Origin of the sequence: Streptomyces sp. NPDC060184 (assembly GCF_042728795.1) — a bacterium.
Taxonomy (GTDB): Bacteria; Actinomycetota; Actinomycetes; order Streptomycetales; family Streptomycetaceae; genus Streptomyces.
Genome location: NZ_JBHWYX010000085.1, coordinates 1 through 12,875 on the forward strand (window position 1 = coordinate 1; position 12,875 = coordinate 12,875).

The 12,875-nt window shown below is 72.6% G+C and carries 12 protein-coding genes and 1 pseudogene; 6 read left to right on the plus strand and 7 right to left on the minus strand.

Features of this window, described 5'->3' with window-relative positions; all coding sequences use genetic code 11:
* The 3 genes and pseudogenes from ACFWEE_RS32135 to ACFWEE_RS32145 form a co-directional block, all read left to right on the plus strand.
* A pseudogene (locus ACFWEE_RS32135) lies at window positions 1-150 on the plus strand (ABC transporter permease); the annotation flags it as partial.
* A 296-nt stretch (window positions 151-446) separates the two neighbouring features.
* The gene (locus ACFWEE_RS32140; RefSeq protein WP_386894699.1) at window positions 447-1,841 is read left to right on the plus strand and encodes an aldehyde dehydrogenase family protein; all 1,395 of its coding nucleotides are present in this window, start codon (window positions 447-449) and stop codon (window positions 1,839-1,841) included.
* A 60-nt stretch (window positions 1,842-1,901) separates the two neighbouring features.
* Complete coding sequence (locus ACFWEE_RS32145; protein ID WP_386894701.1) at window positions 1,902-2,981, plus strand: Zn-dependent alcohol dehydrogenase; 1,080 nt, start codon at window positions 1,902-1,904, stop codon at window positions 2,979-2,981.
* Window positions 2,982-3,151: 170 nt separating this feature from the next.
* On the opposite strand, the gene ACFWEE_RS32150 is transcribed toward ACFWEE_RS32145, so the two are convergent.
* From ACFWEE_RS32150 to ACFWEE_RS32180, 7 genes are all read right to left on the minus strand, one after another.
* Window positions 3,152-4,798 (minus strand): alkaline phosphatase D family protein, encoded by a 1,647-nt coding sequence (locus ACFWEE_RS32150; RefSeq protein WP_386894703.1) that lies wholly within the window; start codon window positions 4,796-4,798, stop codon window positions 3,152-3,154.
* Between the two features lie 169 nt (window positions 4,799-4,967).
* Window positions 4,968-6,023 carry a polyphosphate kinase 2 gene (ppk2, locus tag ACFWEE_RS32155; protein WP_386894705.1) on the minus strand — a complete coding sequence of 352 codons (1,056 nt, stop codon included), beginning with the start codon at window positions 6,021-6,023 and terminating at the stop codon, window positions 4,968-4,970.
* Window positions 5,983-6,972 (minus strand): DMT family transporter, encoded by a 990-nt coding sequence (locus ACFWEE_RS32160; RefSeq protein ID WP_386894707.1) that lies wholly within the window; start codon window positions 6,970-6,972, stop codon window positions 5,983-5,985. Before ACFWEE_RS32160 ends, ppk2 begins: the two co-directional genes overlap by 41 nt.
* 54 nt (window positions 6,973-7,026) lie before the next feature.
* Window positions 7,027-7,725 carry a TetR/AcrR family transcriptional regulator gene (locus ACFWEE_RS32165; RefSeq protein WP_386894709.1) on the minus strand — a complete coding sequence of 233 codons (699 nt, stop codon included), beginning with the start codon at window positions 7,723-7,725 and terminating at the stop codon, window positions 7,027-7,029.
* A 152-nt stretch (window positions 7,726-7,877) separates the two neighbouring features.
* On the minus strand, window positions 7,878-8,198 hold the full coding sequence (locus ACFWEE_RS32170; protein ID WP_386894711.1) for a hypothetical protein: 321 nt from the start codon (window positions 8,196-8,198) through the stop codon (window positions 7,878-7,880).
* Complete coding sequence (locus ACFWEE_RS32175) at window positions 8,195-9,589, minus strand: hypothetical protein (protein WP_386894713.1); 1,395 nt, start codon at window positions 9,587-9,589, stop codon at window positions 8,195-8,197. Before ACFWEE_RS32175 ends, ACFWEE_RS32170 begins: the two co-directional genes overlap by 4 nt.
* Window positions 9,586-10,008 (minus strand): hypothetical protein, encoded by a 423-nt coding sequence (locus ACFWEE_RS32180; protein ID WP_386894715.1) that lies wholly within the window; start codon window positions 10,006-10,008, stop codon window positions 9,586-9,588. Before ACFWEE_RS32180 ends, ACFWEE_RS32175 begins: the two co-directional genes overlap by 4 nt.
* 309 nt (window positions 10,009-10,317) lie before the next feature.
* Between ACFWEE_RS32180 and ACFWEE_RS32185 the strand changes: the two genes are divergently transcribed.
* The 3 genes from ACFWEE_RS32185 (at window position 10,318) to ACFWEE_RS32195 (ending at window position 12,697) form a co-directional block, all read left to right on the plus strand.
* Window positions 10,318-11,469 (plus strand): acyl-CoA dehydrogenase family protein, encoded by a 1,152-nt coding sequence (locus ACFWEE_RS32185; protein WP_386894717.1) that lies wholly within the window; start codon window positions 10,318-10,320, stop codon window positions 11,467-11,469.
* 112 nt (window positions 11,470-11,581) lie between these two features.
* A complete protein-coding gene (locus ACFWEE_RS32190) occupies window positions 11,582-11,872 on the plus strand; it encodes a YiaA/YiaB family inner membrane protein (RefSeq protein WP_386894719.1) in 291 nt (96 codons plus the stop codon).
* A 201-nt stretch (window positions 11,873-12,073) separates the two neighbouring features.
* Entirely contained in the window at window positions 12,074-12,697 is a 624-nt protein-coding gene (locus ACFWEE_RS32195; protein WP_386894721.1) for a TetR/AcrR family transcriptional regulator, read from the plus strand.
* The last annotated feature ends 178 nt before the right edge of the window (window positions 12,698-12,875 follow it).

Genomic DNA, 12,875 nt, shown 5'->3' on the forward strand with positions numbered 1-12,875 from the left:
CCGTTCACCCCGGCCATCGAGACCCTGCGCGGACTCCTGCTCGGCACCGGGATCGGCAACAACGGCCTCATCGCCGTCGCCTGGTGCCTCGGGCTCTCGGTTCTCGGCTACCTGTGGTCGACCTCGACCTTCAACGCCGACCCGAAGTAACCGTCGTGACCACGCGGGCCATGACCCGCAACCCGATCCGCCCCAGGGCGGCGTGACCCGGCACCGAGCCGGAGAGCGCCGCCCCTCGGCGTTTTCGCCCCGGTCCGCACGCGCCCGGGGGCCACGTGACGCGCGTCTCCGGCCCCGGCCCGTACCGGCCCTGGCGCGCAAAAACTAACAGCGCTAGTTTGGGGTCCGGACGGCTGCCGAGCCGCGCGGGAGACACCGGACGCTCCGGTCCGGCGACGCCCGTGGGCGGCCCGCACGCAGGAACCGCAAGCCCGGGAGGAACAGCCATGAAGGCCCATGACGGGATGTACATCGGCGGCGCGTGGCGACCCGCCGAGGGACGCGACACCATCGCGGTCGTGAACCCGGCCGACGAGCAGGTCATCGCCCACGTGCCCGCCGGTACCGCCGCCGACGTGGACGCCGCCGTACGCGCCGCGCGTGCCGCGTTCCCCGGCTGGGCGGCCACCCCACCCGCCGAACGGGCCGCACGGCTCGCCGCCCTGCGCGACGTCCTCGCCGCCCGCGCCGAGGAGATCGCCGCCACGGTCACCGCCGAACTCGGCTCCCCGCTCCGGCTCTCGGAGACCGTGCACGCGGGGCTCCCGGTGCTGGTCGCCGGTTCGTACGCCGAACTCGCCGCCACGTACGCCTTCGAGGAGAAGCTCGGCAACTCCACCGTGCTGCACGAGCCGGTCGGGGTCGTCGGGGCCATCACCCCCTGGAACTACCCGCTCCACCAGATCGTCGCCAAGGCCGCCCCCGCGCTGGCCGCCGGGTGCACGGTCGTCCTCAAGCCCGCCGAGGACACCCCGCTGACCGCCCAGCTCTTCGCCGAGGCGACCGAACAGGCCGGGATTCCGGCCGGAGTCTTCAACCTGGTCACCGGCCTCGGCCCGGTCGCGGGCCAGGCGCTCGCCGAGCACCCCGGGGTCGACCTCGTCTCCTTCACCGGCTCCACCGCCGTGGGCCGGTCGATCGGCGCCACCGCGAGCGGGGCCGTCAAACGCGTCGCGCTGGAGCTGGGCGGCAAGTCCGCCAACGTCATCCTGCCGGGCGCCGACCTCGCCAAGGCGGTCAAGGTCGGGGTCGCGAACGTGATGTCCAACTCCGGCCAGACGTGCAGCGCGTGGACCCGGATGCTGGTGGACGCGGAGCGGTACGAGGAGGCCGTGACGCTCGCCGCGGCGGCCGTCGCCGGTTACGTGCCCGGGGAGCGGATCGGCCCCGTCGTCAACGCCAAGCAGCGGGCGCGGGTGCTCGGTTACATCGCCAAGGGCGTGGCGGAGGGGGCCCGGCTCGTCGCCGGAGGCCCCGACTCCCCACGCGAGAAGGGCTATTACGTCAGTCCCACCGTGTTCGCCGACGTCACCCCGGACATGGTCGTCGCCCAGGAGGAGATCTTCGGCCCGGTCCTCACCATCCTCCGGTACGAGGACGAGGAGGACGCCCTCCGGATCGCCAACGCCACCGTCTACGGCCTGGCCGGCGCCGTCTGGGCGGGGGACGACGAGCGGGCCGTGGCCTTCGCCCGCCGGATGGAGACCGGCCAGGTCGACATCAACGGCGGCCGGTTCAACCCGCTGGCCCCCTTCGGCGGTTACAAGCAGTCCGGCGTCGGCCGCGAGCTCGGCCCGCACGGTCTCGCCGAGTACCTCCAGACGAAGTCGCTCCAGTTCTGACACCCGCCCCGCCCGCAGCCGGGTCCCGCAGGGCCCGGCCGACCACACGAGGAGCCGTCCGTGGTTCGCGCCGCCGTACTGCCCGCCGTCCAGGCGCCGTTGGAGATCACCGACATCGAACTGCCGGAGACCGGACCGGGCCAGGTGAGGGTGGGCCTGGCCGCCGCCGGGGTCTGCCACTCCGATCTGTCCCTGAGCAACGGCACCATGCGCCTGCCGGTGCCCTGCGTCCTCGGACACGAGGGGGCGGGCACCGTCCTGGAGGTCGGCGAGGGCGTCGAGCACGTCGCCCCCGGTGACGGAGTCGTCCTCAACTGGGCTCCCTCCTGCGGGACGTGTCACCCCTGCCGGATCGGTGAGGTCTGGCTCTGCGCCGACGCCCTGAAGGGCGCCGCGAACGTCCACGCCCGTCTCGCCGACGGCACCCGGCTCCACCCCGGCCTGAACGTCGCCGCGTTCGCGCAGGAGACCGTCGTCGCCGCGAACTGCGTGCTGCCCGCGCCGGCCGGGATCCCGCTCACCGACGCCGCCCTCCTCGGCTGCGCGGTGCTCACCGGCTACGGCGCGGTCCACCACTCCGCCCGGGTGCGCGCCGGGGAGACCGTGGCCGTGTTCGGGATCGGCGGGGTCGGCCTCGCCGTGCTCCAGGCGGCGCGCATCGCCGGGGCGTCCCGGATCGTCGCCGTGGACGTCACACCGGAGAAGGAGGAGCTGGCCCGGCTCGCCGGCGCCACCGACTACGTCGTCGCCTCCGCCACCACCCCGCGCGCGATCCGGGGGCTCACCGACGGGGTGGGCGTGGACGTGGCCGTGGAGTGCGTGGGCCGCGCGCAGACGATCCGCACCGCCTGGGAGTCCACCCGCCGGGGCGGTCGCACCACCGTCGTCGGCATCGGCGCCAAGGACCAGGACGTCACCTTCAACGCCCTGGAGATCTTCCACTGGGGCCGCTCCCTGACCGGCTGCGTGTACGGCAACAGCGACCCGGAACGCGACCTGCCGGTGCTCGCCGAGCACATCCGCGCGGGCCGCTTCGACGTGTCGGCCATGGTCACCGAACGGATCTCCCTCGACGGCATCCCCGCCGCCTTCGAGAACATGATCGCCGGAAAGGGCGGCCGGGCCCTGGTCACCTTCTGAAGCGCCCCGCGCGTCCCGCGCACCCGGCCGTCGACCGGCAGCCGACATGTGCCGCCGCCCGCTCCCGGCAGCCGACGTGCGCCGACGCCCGCCCGTACCGGACTCTCCGGCACGGGCGGGCGACGGCTGCGGCAGGCGGCCCCGCCGCGCCCCCGCCCCGCCCCGCCCGGTCAGCGCACCGGGGCGTCCGCCCGTTCGACCTTCTGGGTGCCGTTGAGGGTGCGGTACGAGCGGACCCAGGCAGCCGTGGCGTCCTGGCGGGTCTTGTCGGAGACCGCGTAGTAGTCCATTTGCGCGCGCTCGGCGGTCACGTCGAGGACCCCGTAACCGTGCCCGTCCATGTCCACCCACTTCACGTGGCGGTTGGCCGCCTTCACCGCGAGGGCGGCGACCTCGGAGACCGTGTGCGCGGGGACCTTCAGGATGTCGTCCAGGTTGTCCGAGGTCACGGACGTCACCACGAACTCGGTGGCGGCCGAGGCCGACAGCGGGTAGGTCGCCGCCTTGACGGGCACGTCGTTGGCCCAGGCCATGTGGATGTCGCCGGTCAGGAAGACCGTGTTGGCCACCGACTTGTCCCGCAGATGGCCGATCAGCTCCTTGCGGTCGTCGGTGTAGCCGTCCCACTGGTCGACGTTGACGGCGAGGCCGCCACCGGGCAGGCCGAGCAGCTCGGCGAGGGGCGCGAGCACATCGGCGGGGACGGAGCCGAAGGCGACCGGGGAGATCATCACCGACGTCCCGACCAGCTTCCACGTGGCCGCCGACCCGGCGAGACCGGCCTTCAGCCAGTCCAGTTGGGCCCGGCCGGTGATCGTGCGCTCCGGGTCGTCGACCGAGCCGCTGCCGATCGACGCCTGCGCGGAACGGAAACTGCGCAGGTCGAGCAGGTGCAGTTCGGCGAGGCTGCCGAAGGAGAGGCGGCGGTAGACGGTGCCCTCGGTGGAGGCGCGGACCGGCATCCACTCGAAGTACGCCTGCTTGGCCGCCGCGACCCGGTCCGCCCAGGCGCCCTCGGTCGCCGGGGTGTGGTTCTCCGCCCCGCCCGACCACGCGTCGTTGGCGAACTCGTGGTCGTCCCAGATCGCGATCACCGGGTGCGCCGCGTGCAGGGCCTGGAGGTCGGCGTCCGTCTTGTAGGTGGCGTGCCGGGTGCGGTAGTCGGCCGGCGTGACGATCTCGTTCAGCGGCGAGTGCGGGCGCACCACGGTGTCCCCGTGGGCGTAACCGCCGGACGCGTACTCGTAGATGTAGTCCCCGAGGTGCAGCACGGCGTCCAGGTCGGCGCGGGCCGCGAGGTGCCGGTACGGGGAGAAGAAGCCGGCCTCCCAGTTGGCGCAGGAGACCACGCCGAAGCGGACACCGGGCGCCGCCGCACCGGCGGCGGGCGCGGTGCGGGTGCGGCCGACGGGGGAGAGGACCTGCCCGTCGGCCGCCGAGAAGCGGAACCAGTAGGAGGTGGCCGGGCGCAGCCCCCGGACGTCCGCCTTGACGGTGTGGTCGGACGCGGCACGGGCCAGGGCCGTACCGGCGGCGACCGTCCGGGAGAAGGCCTTGTCCTCGGCGATCTCCCAGCCGATCTCGGTGTCCGCGCCCCGTCCGGAGCCGGGCACGGCGTCCGGGGAGGGCGTGACGCGGGTCCACAGGAGGACACCGTCGGGGAGCGGATCGCCGGAGGCGACACCGTGCAGGAAGACCGGCCCGTCGGCGGCCCGGGCGGCACTCGCGCCGAGCAGGACGGGAGCGGCGACGGCCGTCGCGGCGGCTGCCCTGACGACCGTACGACGGCTGGGTGCGGGAGCGTGGTGTGTGGTCACGGGCGCACACGCTACTGACGAGTACGGTCAACTGGCGTGCGAACGCCCAAAGTTCGCCGACCCGTCGGCATCCGGTCGCCCCGCGTTGTGCCGGTGGTGCGTGCTCGGGGCGGTGGTGCCGGCATGGGGCGGTGGTGCGCGGCGCTCCGGCTGAGGACGGGAAGCGCCCTCAGCCCTTCGGCGGCCTCGGGGCGAGCAGCCGGGCGTCCATCTCGCCCTCCTCGAAGAGCCGGGACGCCGGGCCGACGACCAGCGGGTCCGGCGTGCCGACCACGGCGGCGTCCTTGCCCGGGTAGTCGAAGCGGTCCAGCACGTGCCGCATCGCCTCCAGCCGCGCCCGCTTCTTGTCGTTGCTCTTCACCACCGTCCAGGGCGCGTCGGCCGTGTCGGTGTGGAAGAGCATCAGCTCCTTGGCCTCGGTGTACGCGTCCCACTTGTCGAGGGACGCCAGGTCGACCGGGCTCAGCTTCCAGCGGCGTACCGGGTCGATCTGCCGGATCATGAACCGGTTGCGCTGCTCGTTGCGGGAGACCGAGAACCAGAACTTCACGATGTGGATGCCGTCGCGGACCAGCATCCGCTCGAATCCCGGGGCCTGGTGCATGAACTCCAGGTACTCGCGGGTGGTGCAGAACCCCATCACCCGCTCCACCCCGGCCCGGTTGTACCAGGACCGGTCGAAGAGGACGATCTCGCCCGCCGTCGGCAGATGGACGGCGTACCGCTGGAAGTACCACTGCGACCGCTCGCGTTCGGTCGGCTTCTCCAGGGCCACCACCCGGGCCCCGCGCGGGTTGAGGTGCTCGGTGAACCGCTTGATGGTGCCGCCCTTGCCGGCCGCGTCCCGCCCCTCGAAGAGGATCACCAGCCGCTCGTCGTGCTCCTTCACCCAGTGCTGGAGCTTGATCAGCTCGATCTGGAGGGCGCGCTTCTGCTTGTCGTACGCCTTGCGGCCGAGCTTCTGCGGATAGGGGTAGTCCTCCCGCCAGGCGTCCCGGGCGCGGCCCTCCGGCGTGACCAGCTCCGGGTCGTCGTCGCCCCGGTCGCGGACCCCGAAGCCCTCCAGACGCGGTCCGCCGAACCGGGCGGCCCGGGCCGCCTCCGCTTCGGACGGTGAGCCCTCGGCCGGGGAACCCTTCGCCGGGGAGCCCGCCGCGGCGTTTCCCCGCCGGGCCCCTCCGGCCCTACCGTCGGACCCGCCCGGTTTCCTGCTGCTCGATGCCATCGGGGGTTCCCTCCACCGGCTCGGCCACGACCTTCCGCGTCCGCCCAGTCTGCGGACGGGTCCGGGAGATCGCCACCCCGGCCAGGCAGAGCAGCCCGCCGAGGACGGAGAGCGCGGCGGGTACCTCGTCGAGCACCAGCCACGACATCAGCACCACGAGAGCCGGCACCGCGTAGGTGGTGGAACCCATCCGGCCGGCCGTGGTGCGCGCCAGCGCGTACGCCCAGGTGGTGAAGGCCAGCGCGGTCGGGAAGACGCCCAGGTAGATCATGTTGAGGGTGGCGGAGAGCGGGGCGTCGGCGGCCTCGTGGACCAGCACCCCGCTGAAGGGAAGGCAGCCCGCCGCGCCGATCAGGCAGCCGAAGGCGGTGACCTGGAGGGGCGAGCCGTGCCGCAGCGCGGGCTTCTGTGCGACCACGCCCGCCGCGTACGTCATGGCGGCGACGAAGCAGAGCAGCACCCCGAGCACCGAGGAACCGCCGTGCCCCGACATGGACAGGCCGACGACGACGGCGCCCGCGAAGGACACCGCCATGCCCCCGAGCAGCCGACGCGGCAGCCCCTCGCCCAGCAGCCGGGCCCCGAGCAGCGCGATCAGGATCGGCCCGATGTTGACCACCATCGCGGCGGTCCCCGCGTCCACCTCCTGCTCGCCCCAGTTGAGCACCACCATGTAGAGCCCGAACCAGAGGAGTCCGGAGACCACGATGCCCGGCCAGGCGCCGCGCGCCGGCAGCCCCTCGCGGCGTACGAGCAGGATCGCGACGAGCACCACGGACCCCGCCAGCAGCCGGCCGAGGGCGAGCGCGCCGGGGGAGTAGGCGTCGCCCGCGCTGCGGATGGAGACGAACGCGGACGCCCAGAGCACGACGGTGGTGCAGGCGGCGACGACGGCCCGCCGGTCGGGGCCGGAGCGGGGCGGGGAGACGGCGGCGGGTGGAGTGGTCATGGACAGGACCGTACGGGGCGCGGGGTCGGGCGCCCAATGAATTGGCGGGAAGCGTCAATCGTCCCGGCTGCGGTCCCGGTCCGGGAGACCCCGGGTCCTTTTGGCCGTACGGGCGGGGTCCAGCTGCGCGTACTGGAGCGCCAGCCCGTCGAGCAGCGCCCGCAGCCCCGTCTCGAAGGCCCCCTCGTCCACCTGCTGGCGCCGGTCTGCGAGCAGGTGGGCCTGGCCGAGGTGCGGGTAGTCGGCGGGGTCGTACGCCGTCTCGTCGTCCACGAAACCCCGCGCGAAGGACCCCAGCGCGGAGCCGGTGACGAAGTAGCGCATCAGCGCCCCGATGTACGTGGCCTGGGCGCGCGGCCAGCCCGCGTCGACCATCGCGCCGAACACCGCGTCGGCCACCCGCAGCCCGGCGGGCCGCCGCCCGGGGCCCTGCGCCAGGACCGGCACGATGTGCGGGTGGGCGGAGAGCGCGGCGCGGTAGGAGACGGCCCAGTCGTGCAGGGACCGCTGCCAGTCGCGCGGATCGTCCGCGTCGAACATCGACAGGTCGACCTGGGCGGAGACCGCGTCGGCGACCGCGTCGAGGATGTCGTCCTTGTTCCGGAAGTGGTTGTACAGCGACGGCCCGCTGACCCCCAGCTCGGCGGCGAGCCGCCGGGTGGAGACCGCACCGAGGCCCTCCGCGTCCACCAGCGCGCCCGCCGCCTCGACGATCCGTTCTCTGCTCAGGAGGGGGGTACGAGGTCGGGCCATGCGGCACATAGTAGGGCGCCCGGCCTCCGGGGTCCTCGCCGGTCACGTTCTCCGGCGGCGGACGACGCCGGTCGCGGCAGTGCAATCGCTGAAGCGTGCCGCGAGAGTCCCGCCTGTCCTCCGGGCGGACGGCGCTGCTTTCGCGACACGCATCAGCCTGTCGTCGCCCAGCGGACGATCGCGCCCACCGCCATCAGCAGCGCCGGCGCCGCCCACCCCAGCCCCATGATCCTGCGAACCGGCGGGAGGAGCAGGAGCCCGGCTGTCGCCGCGCCTGCCAGGAGGGTGAGGAGGCACGACAGGACGATGCCGGCGCGGGCATCGTCGTCCCAGCTGCCGGAGGGACGGATCGTCAGCGCCGTGTACAGGAAGAAGCCCGCGACCAGGTACAGGATCACCAACGGGACCATGAGGACCTGGCGCAGACAGCCCTGATCCCCGGACGCCTGCGGGGCGCCCTCGCGGTCGGTCATCGGTCCAGCGCTCCTCTCGCGTCGTCGAGGTTGTTGGTGAAGCCGCGGCCGTACGCCTGCGCGTCGGCGCCCTCCCAGTAGGGGCCTCCGTTGTAGCGGGCCGCCAGCTCCTGGTACTGGGCGGGTGTCATCTCCGCCGCGGGCACGTCGGCGAACTCGCTCTCCGCCTTGAGCTGCGCCAGGTATCCGGAGGCGATGAATATGTTCTGCCCCGGGTCCTGGAGGGACTCCTCCACGATGGACCGCTGGTGCTCGGTGAGGCTGTCCGGATCGTAACCGAGCACTTCGGCGCCCCTGCGGATCTGGATGGCGATGGGGCCGAAGGACGTCTCGTCGGGACTCCCGCCGAGCCGCCACGGCAGATTCTCGGGCGAGACCGGGCTGAGCCCCCAGGGGGCGTCCGCCTGTTCACGGATCGTGTCCGTGATGTCGTCCAGGTAGCCCGGCTGGCCACCGATCTCCTGCCAGGCGATACCGGCGACCATGTCCGCGGGCAGTCCCGAGTTCTCGGCGGCGGCCCGGATGATCTCCTTGTTCGCCGCGATCCAGGCCGCGCGGTCCTGGCCGGAGGACGGCGGGTTCCAGTAGCTGTCGGTCGCCCCCGGGAGCCCCGCGAGCTGGGTCCGGATGTTCTGCAAGGTGGGAGAGACGGGGCTGTCCCCGGTCGGCGGGGCATACCCGTGTTTCGGGGCGCTGCCGGAAAGGTGAGTGAGGGGGTTGCCGCTCGCCTCCCGGGCCTCGCTCCGTAACGGTGCGACGGCTGAGGCGATGTCGACACGCTGGACGAACCCCAGGCGGAACTCGGGCAGCAGATCATAGGCCTGCTTCAGCCCGTGCACGCAGATGTCCCGCGCCTCCTTCTCGGTCGCGCCCGCGCGTCGGAAGTCTTCTCCGGCGGCGTCGTGCAGCCGGTTCGCCTCGTCCCTGATGTCGTCGACGTCCATGGTGAGTTCGGCGAAGAAGTCGAGGACGCCCGTGGTCGCCCGCATGTCCTCCCACTGGCGCATCGGCTCCGCGTCCTGCGCCTCCCTCGTGATCGCGACGCCCTTGGTGCCGATCAGCCGCGCCAGGGCCTGCTCGTTGGCCTTCCCGTTGGAGTAGTGGCTCTTGGCGGATTCGAGAGCCCATGCGTAGGCGCGCAGCGAACCACTGGCTTTGGCGTATCCCTCCGCGATGTTCCGCATCAGCTTGCGTGCCTCGGAGAGACGCGCTTCGTAGTGCAGGCTTCCCTCGCTGTGCCAGTGGGTGTGCCGTTCCGCCCGTTCGGCGGGTTCGTCGGTCTCCACCAGCACGTCGTGAATGCGCCGGAACTCGTCGGCGTTGCGCTCGACCAGAGCCGGATTGCACCCTTCCAGAAATTCGACGTCCTTGCGGTGGGTGAGCTCGCTCATTTCGCCTCCGGTGCCACGTACTGGCCATAGCGCAGGACTTCGTCGAGGAAGCGTCCGGCCTGGGCGTCATCCACGGTCACAAAATCCGATCCTGCCGCTCTGAGGCGGGTGGCGAGTGCCGCGAACAGAGCGACGGTGTCCTGGAATTGATCATCGGCGAATCGGCCGAAACGCTCCACCTGTGCGGCTACGTCGCCGTGTGCCCTCGGCTCCCGCGCTATGGTGCACAGGTCGCCGTCCGGTCTGGCCTCGTACAGGAGTCCCGCTATTTCGATCAACAGATTCGCATTTCCGTTGATGGAATCGGTGTTGTAGTCCAATGCTGGTCCGGCGGGTGATCCGCCCGTCTCCGCGGGTAGTTGATCTATCCGCATGGCGGCATCCGCTTTCAGCTGTGCCCATTCCTCCGCGAACGACACGCAACCCCCCGTGGTTTTCCGTTCTTCGCCGTATGAGCAGCCAGGGAATTTAGCAGGGGAGAGGAGACAGGGCCATGCCGCGCCGCATCCTCGGCCGAATCGTGCCGCCCATTGCCGGGGAGCGGTGGACGCACCTGTCCGGCCGGGCGGGGTGGACGCACCCGCCCGGCCCGGCGTCCCGGAGGGCTTGCGCGGCACGGTCCGGCGGCACATAGTGGGCTGCGACGAGAAACTAGCAGTGCTAATTAAAGCGGTCGGCGAGGTCGGCGGTCCGGCGGTCCGGTGCCCGATGCGGAGGAGTGGAGCCCGATGAACCTGGAGCTCAGCGAGGAGCAGGAAGCGGTCCGGCGACTGGCCAGGGACTTCGTGGCCCGGGAGGTGACCCCGCACGCCGCGGCCTGGGACCGCGCCGAAAGTGTCGACAAGTCGATCGTGAAGAAGCTGGGCGCCCTGGGATTCCTCGGCCTCACCGTGCCCGAGGAGTACGGCGGTTCGGGCGGCGACCACCTCGCGTACTGCCTGGTCACCGAGGAGCTGGGGCGCGGCGACTCCTCGGTGCGCGGCATCGTCTCGGTCTCCCTCGGGCTGGTCGCCAAGACCGTCGCCGCCTGGGGCGACGAGGAACAGAAGCGCCGCTGGCTCCCCGGGCTCACCGCCGGGGACCTGATCGGCTGCTTCGGGCTCACCGAGCCCGGCACCGGCTCGGACGCGGGGAACCTCACGACGAGGGCCGTGCGCGACGGCGACGGCTACGTCATCGACGGCACCAAGATGTTCATCACCAACGGCACCTGGGCCGACGTGGTGCTGCTCTTCGCCCGCACCGGCGACACCCCCGGCCACCGGGGCGTCTCCGCCTTCCTGGTCCCCACCGACACTCCGGGCCTCACCCGCAACACCGTCCACGGCAAGCTCGGCCTGCGCGGCCAGGCCACCGCCGAACTGGTCCTGGAGGGCGTCCGGGTCCCCGCGTCCGCGCTGGTGGGCCCCGAGGGCAAGGGGTTCTCGATCGCGATGTCCGCCCTGGCCAAGGGGCGCATGTCGGTGGCCGCGGGCTGCGTGGGGATCGCCCAGGCCGCGCTGGACGCGGCGGTCGGCTACGCGGGCGAGCGGCAGCAGTTCGGCAAGCCCGTCGCGGGCTACCAGCTGGTCCAGGAACTCCTCAGCGACATCGCCGTGGACGTGGACGCCGCCCGCCTCCTCACCTGGCGGGTCGCCGATCTGATCGACCGGGGCGAGCCCTTCGCCACCGCCGCCTCCCAGGCCAAGCTCTTCGCCTCCGAAGCGGCGGTCCGCTCCGCCAACAACGCCCTCCAGGTGTTCGGCGGTTACGGCTACATCGACGAGTACCCGGTGGGCAAACTGGTCCGCGACGCCCGGGTGATGACGCTCTACGAGGGCACCAGCCAGATCCAGAAGCTGATCATCGGCCGCGCGCTGACCGGGGTCTCCGCGTTCTGACCTGTCTCCGCCCGGCCTGCCTCCGCCCTCGGGCCGCCCGCACCGCGCCTGAGTACGGCCGTGAGTACGGGCGCGGATGCGGCGCCCCGCCCGGACGGCGGAAGCTCGGGGCATGAGCGACACGACACCGGTCAAGCAGCAGAGCACCGCCGCCTTCTACGGCCAGGCCGTCGCCTCCTTCGGGGTGGCGATGGGTGCGGTGGCCCTCGGGATCTTCTTCCTCGACGCGGACGGCTGGGTGCGGGGTTTCCTCGCCATCGGCGTCCTCTACCTCGTCACCTCGTGCTTCACCCTCGCCAAGGTCATCCGCGACCGCCAGGAGGAGGGCCGGATCGTCAGCCGCGTCGACCAGGCGCGACTGGAGAAGATCCTCGCCGAGCACGACCCGTTCCAGAAGCTCTGACCGCGCCCCGCCGCCCCCGGGGCCGCCGGCCCTCCGCCCCGTACCGTGACCACGCGGTGCGGGGCGGAGGGGTTTTCGGGGAGGGGCCCGTCCCACCTCCCTCTTTCGCGCGGGCGGCGCTATCCTGCGGGCACGGTCCTAAGCGCTTGCTCAGGGTCGGGGTATGGTGTTCGTCCGGCGGACTGAGAGGGGCGCGTGACCATGGGTACGGCGGAGGAGACCGACGGCCAGGAGACGCCGTGGGGCGAAGTGACCCCCGAGGCCGCCCGGCGGCTCCTCGTGGCGGCGGTCGAGGCCTTCGCCGAGCGCGGCTACCACGCGACCACCACCCGTGACATCGCCGGCCGGGCCGGCATGAGCCCGGCTGCTCTCTACATCCACTACAAGACGAAGGAAGAGCTGCTCCACCGGATCAGCCGCATCGGCCACGACCGTGCGCTCTCCCTGCTGGAGGCCGCGGCGGACGGCGACGGTGCCGCCCCGGACCGGCTCGCCGTGGCCGTACGGGCCTTCGTCCACTGGCACGCGGAGCGCTTCGCGACGGCACGGGTGGTGCAGTACGAACTCGACGCGCTGAGCGACGAACACCGCGCCGAGATCATCGAACTGCGGCGGCGCACCGACGCGGTGATGCGGCGGATCATCAAGGACGGTGTGGACACCGGGGAGTTCGACGTCCCCGACGTGCCCGGCACCGCGCTCGCCGTCCTCTCCCTCTGCATCGACGTCTCGCGCTGGTTCAACGCGCAGGGCAGCCGCACGCCCGAGGAGGTCGGCGCGCTCTACGCGGACCTGGTGCTGCGCATGGTCGGCGCCCCGAAGTAGGGCCCGCCACGCGCCCCGGCCACGCGCCCCGGCCACGCGCCCCCGGCCACGCGCCCCGGCCGCTCGGCCCCGGACGTGGCGGCGGACCCCCCCCCCCCCCCGGGCGCGGGGGGGGGCGGGGCCCGGGGGGGGGGGGGCGGCCCCGCAGGGGGGGGGGGGGGCGGGTGAGAAGTATTTT